Consider the following 16,486-nt stretch of genomic DNA (forward strand, 5'->3'; position numbering starts at 1 on the left):
AGCGCCAGCGAGGGAGGACGTCGAGACCTCCGTCAGGCGGCCCGTGCGCACGTCGCCGGGTCTCGACGCGCTCGCTGACGCTCGCTGCTCGACCAGCCGGGTACGAGGTGGTCGAGCCCGACCGAGCGCCAGCGAGGGAGGACGTCGAGACCTCCGCAGGCGAGCGCCGTACGGTGCCGTGGTGACCGACCCTGCGGACCCCGACGCCGTCGAGGCGTTCTGGCGGCGCGCCCGGGCGGCCTGCGGCCTCGCCACGACCAGTGCGCCCGAGGCCTGGGCGTTCGGATCCGGTGCGGCACAGGCCGACGCACTGCTGGCCCTCGTGCTGAACGGGACCAAGACGGCGACGGCCGGAGCGCTGTGGGACTACGAGGCCGAGGGTGAGGCGGTCCCACGCCCGGGCGACCTCTCGATCGCGCTCGACGGAGCCGGCCGCCCGCGGGCGCTGCTCAGGGTGACCGCCGTCGAGGTGCTGCCCTTCGACGAGGTCGACGAGGAGCACGCCCGTCTCGAGGGGGAGGGGGACCGCTCGCTCGCGTACTGGCGCGAGGTCCACCAGCGCTTCTTCACCGACGTCGCGTGCCACGACCGGGGCTTCTCGCGGCAGATGCCCGTGGTCGTCGAGCGCTTCGAGGTGCTGCACACCGAGCCGTGATGCGCTCCGCGCGGAGCCTCGGACACTAGGGTCGCCCCATGAGCGACCAGTCGCACCCGGGTGAGCGGACGACGTACCTCCTCGTCGACGGGGAGAACATCGACGCGACGCTGGGGACCACGATCCTCCGTCGCCGGCCGCAGCCCGAGGACCGTCCGCGCTGGGAGCGCCCGATCGCACACCTGAAGGAGCGCTGGGGCCAGGACGTCGTCGGGCTGTTCTTCCTGGCGGTCAACGGCGAGATGCCGATGTCCTTCGTGCAGGCGCTGATGGCCACCGGCTACCGCCCGGTGCCGCTGAGCGGTCCGCCGGACGTGAAGATCGTCGACGTCGCGATCCAGCAGACGCTGGAGGCCCTGCTGGACAGGGACGCCGACGTGGTGCTGGCCAGCCACGACGGCGACTTCGCCCCGCAGATGGACGCTCTCGCCGAGGACGACGCCGGCCGACGGCTCGGGCTGCTCGCGTTCCCGGAGCTGGTCAGCGGCGCGCTGCGCAGGGTCCCCGACCTGGAGATCATCGACCTCGAGCACGAGGTCGGCGCCTTCAACCAGCCGTTGCCGCGGCTGCGGGTGGTGCCGATCGAGGAGTTCGACCCGCTGGTCTACCTCTAGCCCGTGGCCGACCTCCTCGTGCCACCGGTGCGCCTGCCGCGCTGGGCGGAGAACTTCGAGTCCCGCCACGGTCCGACCTCGCTGAGGGTCGCGGACGGCGCGCTGCAGGGGACGGCCGAGGACGGGGCGTCGTACGCCTGGCGGCTGCCGTTCGGCCGGGGCTACGACGGTCCGCCCGACCGCGACGGCTTCCTCTCCGGCGTGCTCCCGCCCGACCACTGGGGCGTCCTGCTGGTTCGACGTGGTGGCTTCGCGGTCGCCCGGCTGCGCGGTGCGGAGGTCACCGACTCGAAGGTGGGCCGGCGCCACGTGCAGGGGCGGACGAAGGCCGGTGGCCAGAGCCAGCAGCGGTTCGCGCGTCGGCGGGCCAACCAGGCGCGCGAGGCCTTCGAGGCGGCCGCGGGGCACGCGGCACGCGTGCTGGGGGACCGGCCGCTCACCGCGCTGGTGACCGGAGGGGACCGGGAGGCGGTCGACGCCGTGCTGGTGTCGCTGCCCGCCCACGTCGTCGTACCCCCGTGGCTGGCGGTGCCCGACCCGCGTCGCGACGTGCTGGAGCGGTCGGTACGTGACGCGTGTGCCGTCCGGGTCGTCGTCGACAACGCCGAGGTGGCGTCGTGAGCTGGGACGCCGACGCGGGGTGGGAGCGGCTCGCCGGCGGACGGAGCGGGTCGGAGGTGTTCGCCGACGGCACCGACGCCGTCGTGAAGCGTCTGGTCGCCCCGGTGTCCGGCGACCCGGCCGAGCGGTCCCGACCGGCGCACGTGGCGTGGTGGCGGCGCGAGGCGGACGTACTCCTCGACGGCGAGTTCGCCGACACCCCCGGCGTGCGCTCGGCACGGCTGCTCGACGCCTCCGAGGATGACCGGGGCGTCGTGCTGCGGACCGAGGCGGTGCCGGCCGTCCCGGGCACCGGCCCGTCGCTGGCGAGGGCCCTCGGCCGGCTCGCGGCCGCACCGGTACGCCCCCGACCGTGGTGGGCACGGACGGTGCTGGCCGACCGGCTGGACGCGGTAGCCGAGCGCGACGGCTGGCCGACCCTGGCGCGGACCCCGCTGGCCGACGTGGCCGACCGGCTGTGGGCGCGACGTCGCCACCACCTCGACCTGCTCTCCGGGCTTCCGCAGGTGCCCGGGCACGGCGACCCCACGCCGGCGAACCTGCGCGGACGCTCCGGCGACGACGTCATCGCCGTGGACTGGGCCTGTGCGGGGTCGGCCGCCGTCGGCGCCGACCTCGGGTACCTCGCTCTGTCCTGCCGGGAGGACCTGGACACGCTGCTGCAGGCGTACGTCGCCCCCGCCGGCCTGGACGCAGCCCAGGCGCGCACCGGTGCCGTGGTGACCGCCTGCTACACCGCGATCACCCGGACCGAGCAGGTGCTCGCCTCCGCCGCCCGCGGGCCCGGCGCCCTGGCCGGCAAGTTCCGGCACCCGTCCGTCGCCCCGTCGATCCGCGGCCTGCAGCGGCTGTACCCGTACCTCGAGACCCTCCTCTGACCCGGCGCGTGCGGGCGCGCTGAGGGCGCTGACGCCCCGACGAGTCAGTCGTCGACACCACGGGCGGCAAGTGCGTCACCGAGGCGGTCGGCGTGGCGCAGCGTGCGTACGAGGAGCGGCACGGCGAAGGCGCGCGGCGAGCTGCCCAGCCCCCGCGCGAGCTGGGCCTCCCGGACCTCGCCGGCCAGTCCCACGACCACCGGGACGGAGCGGATGCCCAGGCCGAGCAGCAGGCCCACCCGCTCGGGGTCGACGCCGATGCGTCGCAGCGGCCGGGCGACGCGGACGACGACGTCGACGAGCTCGGTGGTCCGCGTCGTGAGCGTGACGAGGGCAGCCAGCAGCACGAGGACGAGGATCACGCCGACGACCACGACGGCCCGCTGCCACCCGGAGACCAGGAGGTGGAAGGCCGCGAGCACGACCAGCAGCCACAGCAGCGGACGTACCTGTCGCCAGAGCACGAGCGGTCCGAGACCGGCGGCGGCGTAGAGGGCGAGCGTGACGACGAGTGCCCCTCCCACCGACCACGGCGTGCGCAGGAAGATCGAGACGACGCCGGCGACGACCAGGGTCGCGAGCTTCGCGCCGGCCGGCAGCCGGTGGAGCACCGACGTGCCAGGACGGTAGAGCCCGAGAGTGGTCCTCACCGGCCCTCCATCAGCTGTCGGTACGTCGACACGGCCTCCGCGGGTGCCGCGTCGGCGACGACGTGCCCGCGGTCGACGACGAGCACCCGGTCGAAGGGTGCGAGCAGGTCCAGCTGGTGGGTCACGAGGACCACCTGCTGCGGGAGCCCGGCGACCCGCTCGGCGACCCGACGCGCGTTGGCCAGGTCGAGGAGAGTGGTCGGCTCGTCCATCACGACGATCTCGGGTCGGGTGATCAGCACGGCGGCGAGCGCGAGCAGCTGCTTCTGCCCTCCGGAGAGCAGGTGCGCCGGGTGGTCGCGGTGCGCGGCGAGGCCGGCGAACCCGAGCCACTCCTCGACGCGCTCGGCGGTCTCCTCGCGGGAGAGCCGGTGACGGCGCAGACCGAAGGCGAGGTCCTCGGCGACGGTCGGCATCACGATCTGCGCGTCGGGGTCCGTGAAGCAGAACCCGACCAGTCGGCGGACCTCCCGCCCCTGCGTCACGGGATCGAGCCCGTCGACGCGGACCGACCCCGAGGACGGGTGCACGAGACCGTTGAGCAGCCTGGCCAGCGTCGACTTGCCGGAACCGTTGGCGCCGACGACGCCGATGCGGTGCTCGGTCAGCGTCACGCTGACGTCGTCGAGCACGCGACGGTTGTCGTAGGCGTGGGAGACCCCGTCCAGCTCGATCGTCGGCACCGACCGAGCGTAGTCAGCGCCGCGTGCGGTCGTACGCCGCCCACCTGCAGGGCCGAGTGGCGCGCTCTACAGGATCGAGTGGTGCCTCACGCGGGCGTTCTGCCTGCAGAAGGCACCACTCGTACCTGTGCGAGGCACCACTCAACGGGAAGGTGCCGCCCGCCAGCAGGTCACGGGAGCGCCTCGACCACCATGGCGACGCCCTGGCCGCCGCCGACGGCGATGCCGGCGAGCCCGTAGCGACCGGGGCCTCGCAGCAGCTGGTGCCAGAGTCGTACGACGAGGACCGCACCGCTGGCCCCCCACGGGTGGCCCAGCGCCAGCGCTCCGCCTTCCGGGCACACGCGGACGGGGTCCAGCCCGAGGACCGAGCAGCAGGCGAGCACCTGCCCGGCGAAGGCCTCGTTGAGCTCGACCACGTCGATGTCGTCGAGGGTCAGGCCGGCGAGGGAGAGGGCCTCCTGCACCGCAGGCACCAGGCCGATCCCGGGGCGGGCGGGGTCGACCCCGGAGGTCGCGGTGGCCAGGACGCGGAGCCCGGGACCAGCACCGGCGTCGGGGACCAGGGCGACCGCGGCGGCGCCGTCGTTGATCCCGCAGGAGCTGCCTGCCGTGACGGTGCCGCCCGTGCGGAAGGCCGGGCGCAGGCGAGCGAGCCGGTCTGCGGTCATCCCGCCCCGGGGTCGCTCGTCACGCACGAGCCCGCCGATGGGTACGACCTCGTCGTCGAAGGCCCCGTTCGCCCAGGCCTCGACGGCGCGGGCGTGCGAGCGGGCGGCGTACTCGTCCTGCGCCTGCCTGTCGATCCGCTGCTCCTCGGCGAGCAGATCCGCGGCGAGGCCCATGTCGGGGTCGTCGTACGGCGCCGGCGCGAACGGCGCGCGGTCGTACGCCCTCCCGTCCGCGCCGGTCCTCGTCGGTGCGGTCGACGCCGACTCGACCCCTCCCGCGAGCACCGGGCGACCGGACCGGGCGACCAGGGCGCAGCCGACGTCGATCGCCGCGAGGCCGCTGCCGCACTGGCGGTCGACGGTGAGCGCAGGGGTGCCGACGCCGAGACCGGCCGCCAGCGACGCCACCCGCGCGACGTCGCCGCCCGGACCGGTGCAGTTGCCGAGCACCACCTCGCCCGGGGGGCCGGTGACGTCCGCGAGTCGCGCGAGGACCGGGGCGGCGAGCGCGGCGGCGTCCACGTCCGCGAGCCCGTGGCCCGCGGTCCCGATCGGGGTACGCAGCGCGGCGACGATGCGGACCCCGGTCATGGGCGGAGCCAACTACACCCGCCCCGTCGCACCGTGCCCGGGGTGCGCTGCCTGCCAGCGCCTGGTGAGCGCCGCGCGGTCGATCTTGCCGGCCACGGTCAGCGGCGGCTCGTCGACGCACAGCCACAGCCGCGGTCGCCAGGCCGGCGGGAGGGCGCCGGCCGACGCGCGGACCGCTGCGTCGTCCTCGGGTGGCACCGCGGCGCCGAGGATCGCGCCCAGTCCGTCCCAGGGCACGGCGAAGCAGGTCGCACGGCCGGCCAGCGCCGCCTCGACCTCGGAGAGCACGACGGTCGCGCCCGCAGTGGTGATCGCCTCGGGGCGACCGGTCACCGACAGCGTCGTGCCGTCGTACGTTCCGAGGTCGCCGACGCTCGCCCAGTCGTCGCGTCGTCGCAGGGCCGGCCCGGAGCGGGCGACGTACGCCGACCGCACCCACACCACCCCGTCCACCACCGCGACCTCGGCCCCGGGGAACGCCCGCAGGGAGGCGGCGTCGCGCCCGCAGGCGACGAAGGACAGCTCGGCGGCACCGTAGTAGTGCGCGGTCTCGACACCGACCGCCGCCGCGCGGGCCGACAGCGCGGGGGAGAGCGCGTCACCGGCGACGACGACGCGGGTGCCGGGCCGCAGCTCGTCGAGGTGCCGCTCGAGCAGCGCGGGCGTGAGCACCGCACGGGAGGCCGGAGCGTCGCAGAGACGAGCTCCGGTCGCCCGGGCGTGCACCGCCGCGAAGAGGTTCATCGTCGAGGCGAGCGGGCCAGGCACCCAGACCCGGTCGCCGGGGCGGACGCCGCTGAGGTCGGCGTACGCCGCGAACGAGGACCACCACGACGCCGTCGTACGGACGACCTCGCCGGCCGCCCCGGTCGTGCCGGAGGTCGGCAGCGCCACGTCCTGACCGTCCTGGTGGGCCGCGAGCACGGCGGCGACGGGGTCCGGCGCCTCCAGCGGGCGGACCGGCTCAGGCGCGGACAGGGGTCTCGTCCGGTACGGTGCGCCGCCGCAGGAGCCCGGGGTAGGCCTGGTGGACGCCGCGCGCGACCACGGCGGCGATGACCACCTTCACGACGTCACCGAGCAGGAACAGCGCCGACCCGACAGCAGCCGCGGTGAGCGAGAGGTCGGCGCGCCACGCGGTGCCGAGGATCCCGAGCGCGTAGAGCACCACGATGCCGCCCACGACGTTGGCACCGAGTCCCCAGGCCAGCCGGTACGGCGCTCCGCCCCGCTCGGTGAGCCAGCCGATGACGTACGCCGCCACGGGCCAACCGACCAGGTAGCCGACGCTCGGCCCGGCGAAGACGCCGAGACCACCTCGACCACCGGCCAGCAGCGGCAGCCCCAGCGCGACGAGCGCGAGCATCAGCAGCACCGCACCCGCGCCGCGGCGGGCGCCGAGGATCGAGCCGCACAGCATGATCCCCAGCGACTGGGCCGTGATCGGTACGGCGCCGCCGAACGGGTAGACCGCGGGGATCACCCCGAGCGCGGCCACGACGGCGGCGAAGGTGGCGATCAGCGCCAGGTCACGGGAGGTCGAGCGTTGCACGGCGCCTCAGGCTTCGGGGTAGTTGCGGTTGCCGGCACGGAAGAAGTTGCAGGCCTCGATGGTGCCGCGGTTCAGGCCGACGTCGAAGGCGGCGATCCGCTGCCGCGACGAGCCGTGGGTCCAGCCCTCGGGGTTGATCCGTCCCTGGGTGCGCTCCTGGATGGAGTCGTCGCCGACGACCTTGGCCGCGTCGATGCCCTCGTCGATGTCGTCGCGGGTCAGGTCGGAGATGAAGGTGTTGCCGTCGGCGTCCTTCACGGTGGCAGCGCTCCGCGTCCAGACGCCGGCCAGGCAGTCGGCCATCGTCTCCAGCTTCACCGAGTCGGAGTTCGGGCCGCTGCGGCTGCGCACCCGGCCGAGGACGCCCATCAGGTTCTCGATGTGGTGGCCGTACTCGTGCGCGACGACGTACGCCTCGGTGAAGGCGGTGTCGTTGCCGCCGAGCTGGCGCAGCACCGTGTCGAAGAACGTGAGGTCGAGGTAGACCCGCTGGTCGCGCGGGCAGTAGAAGGGGCCGGTGTCGGACGTCGCCTGCCCGCAGCCGCCCGTGGTGACCGCCTGGGAGAACGGCACCGTGCGGATCTCCTGGTAGCGGTTGCCGGTCTGCTGGGGGTACGCGTCGGCCCAGTACGCCTGGACCGCGTTGGTGATCGCGACCAGCCGGCACTCGCGGGTGGAGTTCGCGAGGTCGGCGTCGCGCTCGCAGGCGGCGAAGTCGCCGCTGCCCTGCGTCTGGCTCTGACCCTGCGAGGAGTCGGAGCTGGTCGTACCGGAGCCGTCGAGCAGGTCGGGGGCGAAGATCGCGAGGGCGATCACCAGGACCAGCCCGCCTATGCCTCCGCCGGCCTTGATCGGGAGCGACGTGCCCCCGCGCGAGCCGCCGCCACCGCCGGTGCGGTCCTCGATCTGCGAGGAGTCGAGGCGGGCCTTCGGGTTGAAGCGCACGGTGTCTCCTCGCCGGCGGGCAGCAGGTCAGTGATCCACCGGTACAGTAGTGGAGTCGTCGCGCGCAGGTGCCTGCGACGCCTGTCACGGTCAGCCCTCGAGGCTGACCGTTCGTGCGTCCGGGTCGGACCCTGTGCGCCACGTCTCACCATCGCCAGGAGGCCCGCTCGTGATCACCGTCCAGCAGCTCGAGGTGCGCGCCGGCGCGCGTCTGCTGATGGAGGACGTCAGCTTCAAGGTCGGTGCCGGTGACCGGGTCGGCCTGGTCGGGCGGAACGGCGCCGGCAAGACGACGCTGACCAAGATCCTCGCCGGTGACGGCCAGCCCGCGTCCGGTCGGGTGAGCAACGGCGGGACCATCGGCTACCTGCCGCAGGACCCCCGCACCGGCGACCTCGAGGTCCTGGCGCGCGACCGGATCCTCGCGGCCCGCGGCCTGGACGCCGTCGTTCGCCGACTGCGCGACGCCGAGGAGAAGATGGCCAGCGAGGACCCGGCCGTCGCCGAGAAGGCGATGCGCCGGTGGAGCAGCGCCGACGCCGAGCTGCACGCGAACGGCGGGTACGCCGCGGAGTCCGAGGCCGCTCGGATCGCCGCGTCCCTGGGCATCGAGGAGAGGCTGCTCGGCCAGCCGCTGCGGACGCTGTCGGGTGGCCAGAGGCGCCGGGTCGAGCTGGCTCGGATCCTGTTCTCCGACGCCGAGGTGCTGCTGCTCGACGAGCCGACCAACCACCTCGACGCCGACTCGATCGTCTGGCTGCGCGAGTGGCTGCGGGCGTTCTCCGGCGGGCTGGTGGTGATCAGCCACGATGTCGGGCTGCTCGACGCCGTCGTGAACAAGGTGCTGCACCTGGACGCGAACCGCGCGACGATCGACCTCTACAACATGGGCTGGTCGCGCTACCTCACCCAGCGCGAGACCGACGAGAAGCGGCGACGACGCGAGCGGATGAACGCCGAGAACAAGGCGAAGACGCTCACCGACCAGGCCAACAAGATGCGCGCGAAGGCGACCAAGGCCCAGGCCGCGCAGTCGATGCTCAAGCGGGCCGAGAAGCTGATGGCCGGCGTCGAGGGGGAGCGGGCGGCCGACCGGGTCGCGAAGATCGCCTTCCCGGCACCCGCCCCGTGCGGCAAGACGCCGCTGGCCGCCTCGGACCTGTCGAAGGCGTACGGCTCGCTGGAGATCTTCACCGGTGTCGACCTCGCGGTCGACAAGGGCAGCAGGGTGGTCATCCTCGGCCTGAACGGCGCCGGGAAGACGACGCTGCTGCGGATCCTCGCCGGCGTCGACCGCCCGGACACCGGCCAGGTCGACCCCGGCCACGGCCTCAAGATCGGTTACTACGCCCAGGAGCACGAGACGCTCGACGTCGGGCGCACGGTGCTGGAGAACATGCAGTCCGCGGCTCCGCAGCTCACCGACACCGAGGCCCGCAGCGTGCTCGGCTCGTTCCTGTTCTCCGGCGACGACGCCCACAAGCCCGCCGGGGTCCTCTCCGGCGGCGAGAAGACCCGCCTCGCGCTGGCGATCCTCGTCGTCTCGGCCGCCAACGTGCTGCTCCTCGACGAGCCGACCAACAACCTCGACCCCGCGTCGCGCGAGGAGGTGCTCGCCGCGATCCGCTCGTACGCCGGCGCGATCGTCCTCGTCACCCACGACGAGGGAGCCGTCCACGCCCTCGAGCCGGACCGGGTGCTGATCCTCCCCGACGGCACCGAGGACCTGTGGACCGCCGACTACGCGGACCTGGTGTCGCTGGCCTGAGGCTGGGCTGTCGGTGGCGCGGAGACGAGCACCGCGCCGTCGCCGGTCGTCACCTCGCTGAACCCGGAACGAGCCGCCGCCCCGCCGGGAAGTGCCTCGCGGCTCCACGGCTCGAGGATGGCGGCGCAGCCCTGGGCATGAACGAAGCGGACGGACTCGCGCAACAGGAACCGCGCGATGTTGCCGGCGGCCGCGCCCGGTCGGACGAACAGACGACCGACCACGAGACAGCGGTCCTCTCCCGTTCGAGAAGGTACGACGCCGCTCGCCGCCTCGAGGCGGTCGGCGCGACACACCTGGACGTGCCCGATGACGTTGCGGGTCGGTGCGACGGTCACCGGTGCCTGGTCGAAGACCCACGAGCGCTCCGCCGGGCCGACCAGCCAGTCCACGGTCCGGGTCTCGTCGATCGCCTCGAGCACCTGGACCAGGAGCGGGACGTCCCGCTCGAGCCGCTCGCGAATCACCGGCCCACCCTCACTGGCCGTAGTGGTAACGACAAGCGGCTATGCGTACGGCGTCGTCGGTGAGCTTGTGGACCAGCCGGTGCTCGTCCGTGATCCGTCGCGACCAGTAGCCGGCGACGTCGTGCTCGGGCGGTTCGGGTTTGCCGATGCCGCCGTTCCCGTGGCGAACGACGTCCTGCACCAAGAGGTTGATGCGCTTGAGCACCTTGCGGTCCTGGGTCTGCCACCAGACCTAGTCCTCCCACGCGTGCGGGTCCCAGACCAGCAGCACGGCCCTACTCGCCGTCGCCGCGTTGCAGACGCTCCATCGCATCGAGAAGGCGGCGGGCGTTGGCGGGGTAGCGCATCAGGTAGGCCGTCTCACGCAGCGACTCGACGTCGTCGAGCGTGACGATGACGACCGGGTCGTGGCCGGCGCGGGTGATGACGACCTCCTCGCGGTCGTCGAGATCCGGGCTTCCGGACGGGGTTCAGTCGCCAGCCCGCCACGATCGCGCCGCATCGGCCATGCGTCGCCGCGCCGCGCGAAGCCGGGTCCTCGACTCCTTGACCTTGCCGAGGTTGAGCGGAGGGCGCAGTCGGCCGAGCACCTGGGTCTCGATGTGGTCCAGAACGACCCCCTCGGGCTTGGTCCAGGTCGAGAGTGAGAGCCGCTGATCCATCCACGCGCTCAAGCGCTCGTCGCTGCCCTTGTCCAAGGCGAAGTTGGCGCTCCTGTCCGGGCTGGACAGGTTTCGAGGCACAGCAGCCAGCTGAAGAGGAGTTTCGAGCAGAGCAGCGAGGCTGCGTCGCAGAGTTGATGAGCCGGTGCGGCCAGTGCCGAAGTGAGTCATCACGTCGCGGCTCTGCAGGCTCCGCTCGGCCTTGCCGACGTACAGAGGCTGTCCGTCGAACACAGGACGAAGATCGAGGATCGACCACGCCTCCTCGTCACCGTGGAACGCGTAGAGGCCAGGAGCTCGCGGCACCAGCTCGACTGCGGACTCCCTCGAGCGCCGGACGCCGGCCAGGGAGGCGAGTGCATCGGCGACGACGTCATCGACCATGGTTGTGATCGTCTCATTGGGTCTCGACAAGCTCGACCACCGTGGTGGCGGGATGGCGGCAGGCTCACCGGGTCTCGACGGGCACTCCCTCGCTGGCGCTCGGTCGTTGCTCGACCACCGTGGTGACGGTCGCCGCTGACCTCTGCGGGTCTCGACGAGCTCGACCATTGTGGTGGCGGGATGGCGGCAGGCTCACCGGGTCTCGACGGGCACTCCCTCGCTGGCGCTCGGTCGTTGCTCGACCACCGTGGTGCTGACCAGCGGTCGTCTCACCGGGTCTCGACGCGCTCGCTGCTCGGCCTCCCCAGCTAGTCGCGGGCGCGGGTCCAGCCGTCGCCGACGAGCCGGCCGGGGGAGTGCTCGCCGTCGAGCACCAGTCGCCGCCCCGAGCGGACCTGCACGCGGTCGACGTACACCCCTCGGCCGTGCTGCAGCGTGTCGGTCGTCGAGACCCAGCGCAGCCGTACCGGGCCGGACAGTGAGGACAGGTCGGCGCTGGCGCGCAGCCACTGACGGCCTTCGTACCCGGACACCGTGCCCTTCGTGTCGACGTGCACACCGCGCCCGTCGAGACGGAACGGGACCGGCGTCCAGGTCGCGCCGCCGTCGGTGGAGGCCTGCAGCGAGAACGTGTCGGCGTCCGGCTCGGTGTCGTACCAGCTCGCCCAGGTGAGCGACGCCGGCCGACCGGCCGGCAGGTCGACGGTGGTCGACAGCGTCGCGGTGGTGGCGTCGGCGAAGCCGGCGAACCACGCGTCCTTGCCCGCCACGGGGCGTACGGCGACGGCTCGCGCCATGTCGCCGGTGACGGCCCGGCGGGCGGGGTTGGTCGAGGCGCCGTCGCGGTTCGGGTGCACGCGGTTGGTCAGCAGGATCGCGAAGCTGTCGGTCGTCGGGTCGACGACGAACGAGGTGCCGGTGTAGCCGGTGTGCCCTGCCGTGAACGGCGTGGCCATCGCGCCCATGTAGAAGTACTGGTGGAGCTCGAAGCCGAGCCCGTGGCTGTCGCCGGGGAACTCCGAGTTCTCGTTCGTCATCAGCGCCTCGACCCACCGCTGCTGCAGGATCCGGGTACGGCCGTACTGCCCGCCGTTGAGCATCGTCTGCGCCAGGATCGCGAGGTCGTGCGCGGTGGAGAACACCCCGGCGTGGCCGGAGACGCCGCCGAGCGCCCACGCGTTCTCGTCGTGCACCTGCCCCCACACCAGCCCGCGGTCCGGGCCGGGGGTCTCGCCGCTGTCGTACGACCCGTCCTCGAACTCCGTCGCCGCGATCCGGCGCTTCTCGCTCGCGGGCGGGTTGTAGCCGGTGTCGCGCATCCCGAGCGGTCCGGTGATCCCGTCGTGGACCAGCGTCTCCAGCGGAGTGCCGGTCACCTTCTCGAGCAGCAGCTGCAGGCTCATCATGTTGAGGTCGGAGTAGGTGTAGGTCGACCCCGGCGCCGCGGCAGGCGTCTCGGTGAGGATCGCCGCGCGACGCTGCGCCATCGTGTCGTACGTCCACAGCCCGGGCTCCGGGTCCGGCCGCAGGCCGGAGGTGTGCGTGAGCAGCTGGCGGACGGTGATCGTGTCCTTGCCGTGGTTGCCGAACGCCGGGAGGTACGACGCGACGGTGCGGTCCAGCTGGAGACGCCCGGCCTGCAGCTGCTGGACGGCGACCACCGAGGTGAACAGCTTCGAGAGCGACGCGAGGTCGTAGATCGTGCTCTCGGTGGCGGGGATCTGCTGGTCCTGCGGCAGCTCCGTGCCGTCGCGGTCGGCGTACTCCAGCGCCATGCCGGCCGCGCCCTGCTCGGCCACGACGCCGTGCCGCCCGGTGATCACGGACTCGCTGGGGTAGAGCCCCTGGTCCACGCCGGCCGCGGCGTCGGTGACGACGCGGTCGGCGTACGACGCCAGCAGCCCGGCCTGGTGCGGGGTGCCCTCGCGCAGCGTCCGCCCGGGGTGGGCGCCGAGCATCTGGTGCAGGCTGCGCCCGCCGGCGTCGGTGGTGGTGACGGACGGGGGAGCCGTGGCCGCGTCGGCGGTGGGGACGGCGACGAGCGCGGACGCGGCGACGGCCAGGGCGAGCGGTGCGGCGAGACGGGGCACGGAGGTCCTTCCCGAGCAGGAATGGTCAGTCTGTCTTACCTCTTGACGGTCGTCCTCGGCAAGGGCAGCACCCGACCCGCCCGACCCGGGCAGGCACGCCCCGCGTCGGCGTGCTCGAGCAACGTCAGCCGCGGCGGCTCGTGGGCCACCACGGTGCCGACGTCGTCCGGGGCGGCGGGATGGACCGGAGAGCGACTGCTCATTGACCGATTGTTTCGCCAATGCGAAACTATCTGTCGTGTCCGCGGACTTCTGCACCACCGACGAGGCGGCCCGCCGGCTCGGCATGACCCGGCGCCGGGTCCAGCAGCTGCTCGACACCGGCGACCTCACCCGGGTCGCGCGCGGTCTCGTGGACGCCACATCACTCGACCGCCACCTCGCCGCGCACCCCACCGGTCGCACCCGCGCGTGGGCCGAGAGCACGGCGTGGGCCGCGGTCGCGCTGCTCTCCGGCGCGCGCGTCGACTGGCTCGGCGCCAGCCAGACGTCACGGCTGCGGGCGGCGCTGCGCGACACCGCCGACCCGGCCGAGCTGGTGGCCCGCACCCGCGGCCGTGCCGTCGTACGCACGTTCACGGGGCACTCCTCGGCCGTACGACGCCTCGCCGACCGTCTCGTCGTGGCCGACCGGGCGACGCTGGGCCTGACGGCAGGCGACGTCGACTGGGTCGACGGCTACCTCGACGCCGCGGCGCTCGACGCCACGGCCGCCTCCTTCGGGCTGCGCGAGGACCCCGTCGGAGCGATCACGCTGCGCGCGACCGCCTTCGACCTCGACGCGGTGGCGCGGCTGGCCGACGGGCCGGTGCTCGCCGCGCTCGACGCCGCGACCTCGCTGGACCCGCGCGAGCGCGGGGTGGGGGAGCGGGTCTTGACCGGTGTGCTCGAGGGCGCACGGTGAGCTCGCGACCGACGATCGACGTCGCGCCGGCGGCGGGCGGCTGGCCGGCGCCGTGGCCCGGGGTCGCGGAGATCGCCTCGGTGCTGCCGTCGGACCGGTGGACCCTCGTCGGTGGGCTGATGACCCAGCTGCACTCGATCCACCGTGGGCTCGGCGTCGTACGCGCCACCAACGACGTCGACATCGTGCTGCACATCGAGACCAGCCGCGGCGTCCCGGCGCAGACGGCAGCAGCGCTGGAAGGCATCGGCTACCGGCTGCTGGACTCGTTCGACCCGCGGGACAGCACCGCCCACCGGTTCGTCCGCGGGGACAGCGCGGTCGACCTGGTCGCCGGCGCGACCGAGCCCGAGGTGGTCGACGTGCTCGTCGCCGAGCACGCCCCACCGAGGGTGGTGGAGACGCTCCGCGGGCGCGTCATGGTGCGCGTGGAGGGCGGCACCCAGGCCCTGCGACGCACGTGCAACGCCCGGCTCGAGATCGTGCCCGGTGCGGTCACGACGGTCTCGGTGCCGCAGCCCCTCGGCGCCCTGATCCTGAAGTCCGCGGCGTTCACCACCGACTCCCGAGACCGGGACCGGCACCTGTACGACGCCGTGGCGCTGCTCGCCTGCGTCGAGGACCCGTTCGCCGAGCGGGACGCCTTCGCCGGGTCCGACCGTCGGCGCCTGGCGTCGCTGGTCGAGGCGCTGCCCCCGCAGCACCCGGCCTGGCGGGCCCTGCCCGGTCCCGCGCGGTCCGACGCCGAGGCCGCGCTCCGGGTCCTCACGGCACCGGTCGGCTGACCCGCCGACCTGCTCCGCTCAGTGCGGGCTCTCGACCGCCGTGACCGTCCAGCCGCGCGCGGCATCGTCGTCGAGGCGCAGCGTGAAGACGAACGGCACGTCGCGGTCCTTGCGGGGGTCGCCGACGAGCACCTCCTCGGTCCTGCGGTCGACCTCGTAGTAGATGCCGTGCGCGGCGACGGCCACGCGGAACGTGATCGGGTCGCGGGAGACCAGCTCGCGCACCTCGACGGCGCTGACCGTGGCGGTGCGCATGACGGTGCGGTTCGGCGTGCGGACGGCGGTGAAGTCGAGGCTGCCGTCGTTCATCGCCCACTCCTCGAGGAAGGCGGTGACCGCCACCTCGAGCACGGACTTGTCGAAGCGGGCGTCGACCAGGCTCAGGTCGCCGGCGGCCTGGTCGGCGGCGTCGGCCCAGGAGACGTTGGTCAGCGACAGCACGTCGGTCCCGGCCGGGACGACGGAGGTGCGCTCGGCGACGTCGAGCGTTGCGTCGCGGGCGACGGCCTTCTGGTTCCACGCGTCGGTCTCGACCGCATCGGTGAGGTGGTGGTGCCCGTCCTCGGCCTGCTCGATCCCCGCCACGGTCCAGCCGCGCGGCCCGCCCTTGCGGAGCGTCCAGTACTCGACGGGACGCGTCGAACGGTCCTTGCGCGTCATCACCTGGCCGGTGCGCCGGCTGGTCACGTAGTCGTGGAGCGTCGCGGTGATGCGGAAGGTGACGGTGTCGTTCTCCTCGCCGGCGCGGTTGGCCACGTTGACCAGGCGCAGGTGGGGCCCGTCGACGATCTCGACGACGTTGGTCTCGCCGCGGCCGACGTAGTAGGCCAGCTGCTCGGTCCACTTGCGGTAGACCACGGGGGACAGGATCGTGTCGAGCGTCGCCTGGTCGCCTGCCGTCCACGCGCGCTGCGCGGTGACGTACAGGTCGGTGGCGCGCAGCTTGAGCGCCTCGAGGTCGAACGTGCCGTCCGTGTCGGCGAGCGCGGCGACCTGAGCCTCGACGGAGCGCGCACGGTCCTCGGCCTGCCGGTCGGCGCGGTGCGCCTTGCGATCACTCGTGGTGTTCATCGTCGTCCTCGCCTGGCGGTTGGACGCCCAGGCGCGCAGCAGCAGGAAGGCCACGACCAGCACGATGATGATGATGAGACCGACGCCGCCACCGCCTCCTCCACCGCTGCCGAAGAAGACGAAGCCCCCGCCTCCGCGACCGAACCCGCCTCCGCCACCCCGGAAGCCGCCGCCACCACCGAAGCCGCCACCACCGCCACCACCACGGGCCGATGCCGCCGTCGCCGAGAACAGCACGGTCACGGCACTCAGCGCCAGCGCGAGTACGGCGGGCACGACCAGCCGGTTGCGGGGCTTGCGGGGTGTGCTCATGGGCGGGACCTTCCGAGCGTCGGTGGCGCCTCAGGAGCCGAGGCGCTCTCGCACCTGGTGTCCAGGTCCGAGCACCATCATGGCGCGATCGACCAACCAAGCGCACCCTCGTGGAGGGTGTCGCGCGAGCACCACCTCCGGAGGTCGAGCCCGACGCGAGCGCAGCCAGCGAAGACATCGAGA

The 16,486-nt window shown here is 73.4% G+C and carries 17 protein-coding genes and 2 pseudogenes; 7 read left to right on the forward strand and 12 right to left on the reverse strand.

The features are described 5' to 3' along the window. The first annotated feature begins 181 nt into the window (after window positions 1-181). The 4 genes from IEX42_RS01985 to IEX42_RS02000 are packed head-to-tail and all read left to right on the forward strand — an operon-like array spanning window position 182 to window position 2,768. On the forward strand, window positions 182-655 hold the full coding sequence (locus IEX42_RS01985) for an ASCH domain-containing protein (protein WP_188777772.1): 474 nt from the start codon (window positions 182-184) through the stop codon (window positions 653-655). A 38-nt stretch (window positions 656-693) separates the two neighbouring features. After that, complete coding sequence (locus tag IEX42_RS01990; RefSeq protein WP_188777774.1) at window positions 694-1,269, forward strand: NYN domain-containing protein; 576 nt, start codon at window positions 694-696, stop codon at window positions 1,267-1,269. A 3-nt stretch (window positions 1,270-1,272) separates the two neighbouring features. After that, complete coding sequence (locus tag IEX42_RS01995) at window positions 1,273-1,890, forward strand: acVLRF1 family peptidyl-tRNA hydrolase (RefSeq protein WP_188777776.1); 618 nt, start codon at window positions 1,273-1,275, stop codon at window positions 1,888-1,890. Then, complete coding sequence (locus IEX42_RS02000; protein WP_188777778.1) at window positions 1,887-2,768, forward strand: phosphotransferase family protein; 882 nt, start codon at window positions 1,887-1,889, stop codon at window positions 2,766-2,768. Before IEX42_RS01995 ends, IEX42_RS02000 begins: the two co-directional genes overlap by 4 nt. Window positions 2,769-2,812: 44 nt before the next feature. Here IEX42_RS02000 and IEX42_RS02005 read toward each other — a convergent pair whose 3' ends face one another. The 6 genes from IEX42_RS02005 to ypfJ all read right to left on the reverse strand — a co-directional run bounded on the left by IEX42_RS02005 (window position 2,813) and on the right by ypfJ (window position 7,860). Further along, window positions 2,813-3,418: an energy-coupling factor transporter transmembrane component T family protein gene (locus tag IEX42_RS02005; protein ID WP_188777780.1), complete on the reverse strand. Its 606-nt coding sequence runs from the start codon at window positions 3,416-3,418 to the stop codon at window positions 2,813-2,815. Then, entirely contained in the window at window positions 3,415-4,101 is a 687-nt protein-coding gene (locus IEX42_RS02010) for an energy-coupling factor ABC transporter ATP-binding protein (RefSeq protein ID WP_188777781.1), read from the reverse strand. Before IEX42_RS02010 ends, IEX42_RS02005 begins: the two co-directional genes overlap by 4 nt. 170 nt (window positions 4,102-4,271) lie before the next feature. Beyond that, window positions 4,272-5,363: a thiolase family protein gene (locus IEX42_RS02015; RefSeq protein WP_188777783.1), complete on the reverse strand. Its 1,092-nt coding sequence runs from the start codon at window positions 5,361-5,363 to the stop codon at window positions 4,272-4,274. A 12-nt stretch (window positions 5,364-5,375) separates the two neighbouring features. After that, a complete protein-coding gene (locus tag IEX42_RS02020; protein ID WP_188777785.1) occupies window positions 5,376-6,257 on the reverse strand; it encodes a class I adenylate-forming enzyme family protein in 882 nt (293 codons plus the stop codon). A 70-nt stretch (window positions 6,258-6,327) separates the two neighbouring features. Continuing rightward, window positions 6,328-6,915 carry a biotin transporter BioY gene (locus tag IEX42_RS02025; protein WP_188777787.1) on the reverse strand — a complete coding sequence of 196 codons (588 nt, stop codon included), beginning with the start codon at window positions 6,913-6,915 and terminating at the stop codon, window positions 6,328-6,330. Between the two features lie 6 nt (window positions 6,916-6,921). Next, window positions 6,922-7,860, reverse strand: a complete 939-nt coding sequence (gene ypfJ / locus IEX42_RS02030; protein WP_188777789.1) for a KPN_02809 family neutral zinc metallopeptidase — start codon at window positions 7,858-7,860, stop codon at window positions 6,922-6,924. A gap of 169 nt (window positions 7,861-8,029) precedes the next feature. Between ypfJ and IEX42_RS02035 the strand changes: the two genes are divergently transcribed. Beyond that, window positions 8,030-9,628, forward strand: coding sequence for an ABC-F family ATP-binding cassette domain-containing protein (locus IEX42_RS02035; protein ID WP_188777791.1), 1,599 nt, complete (start codon window positions 8,030-8,032; stop codon window positions 9,626-9,628). Here IEX42_RS02035 and IEX42_RS02040 read toward each other — a convergent pair. From IEX42_RS02040 to IEX42_RS02060, 5 genes and pseudogenes are all read right to left on the reverse strand, one after another. After that, window positions 9,601-10,095 carry a hypothetical protein gene (locus IEX42_RS02040; protein ID WP_188777793.1) on the reverse strand — a complete coding sequence of 165 codons (495 nt, stop codon included), beginning with the start codon at window positions 10,093-10,095 and terminating at the stop codon, window positions 9,601-9,603. The genes IEX42_RS02035 and IEX42_RS02040 overlap by 28 nt on opposite strands. Window positions 10,096-10,105: 10 nt before the next feature. Further along, window positions 10,106-10,312, reverse strand: a pseudogene (locus IEX42_RS02045) (Txe/YoeB family addiction module toxin); the annotation flags it as partial. A gap of 58 nt (window positions 10,313-10,370) precedes the next feature. Beyond that, window positions 10,371-10,526 (reverse strand): annotated as a pseudogene (locus IEX42_RS02050) (type II toxin-antitoxin system Phd/YefM family antitoxin); the annotation flags it as partial. A 39-nt stretch (window positions 10,527-10,565) separates the two neighbouring features. Further along, the gene (locus IEX42_RS02055) at window positions 10,566-11,141 is read right to left on the reverse strand and encodes a GIY-YIG nuclease family protein (RefSeq protein WP_188777795.1); all 576 of its coding nucleotides are present in this window, start codon (window positions 11,139-11,141) and stop codon (window positions 10,566-10,568) included. A 308-nt stretch (window positions 11,142-11,449) separates the two neighbouring features. Next, window positions 11,450-13,231 carry a serine hydrolase domain-containing protein gene (locus IEX42_RS02060; RefSeq protein ID WP_229660514.1) on the reverse strand — a complete coding sequence of 594 codons (1,782 nt, stop codon included), beginning with the start codon at window positions 13,229-13,231 and terminating at the stop codon, window positions 11,450-11,452. Window positions 13,232-13,469: 238 nt separating this feature from the next. Here IEX42_RS02060 and IEX42_RS02065 point away from each other — a divergent pair, with 238 nt between their 5' ends. Further along, the gene (locus IEX42_RS02065; protein WP_188777797.1) at window positions 13,470-14,135 is read left to right on the forward strand and encodes a helix-turn-helix domain-containing protein; all 666 of its coding nucleotides are present in this window, start codon (window positions 13,470-13,472) and stop codon (window positions 14,133-14,135) included. Further along, complete coding sequence (locus tag IEX42_RS02070; RefSeq protein ID WP_188777798.1) at window positions 14,132-14,920, forward strand: hypothetical protein; 789 nt, start codon at window positions 14,132-14,134, stop codon at window positions 14,918-14,920. Before IEX42_RS02065 ends, IEX42_RS02070 begins: the two co-directional genes overlap by 4 nt. An 18-nt stretch (window positions 14,921-14,938) precedes the next feature. On the opposite strand, the gene IEX42_RS02075 is transcribed toward IEX42_RS02070, so the two are convergent. Continuing rightward, window positions 14,939-16,303: a Tim44 domain-containing protein gene (locus tag IEX42_RS02075; RefSeq protein ID WP_188777800.1), complete on the reverse strand. Its 1,365-nt coding sequence runs from the start codon at window positions 16,301-16,303 to the stop codon at window positions 14,939-14,941. Between the last annotated feature and the right edge of the window lie 183 nt (window positions 16,304-16,486).

This window comes from Marmoricola endophyticus, assembly GCF_014644415.1.
Lineage (GTDB): Bacteria > Actinomycetota > Actinomycetes > Propionibacteriales > Nocardioidaceae > Marmoricola > Marmoricola endophyticus.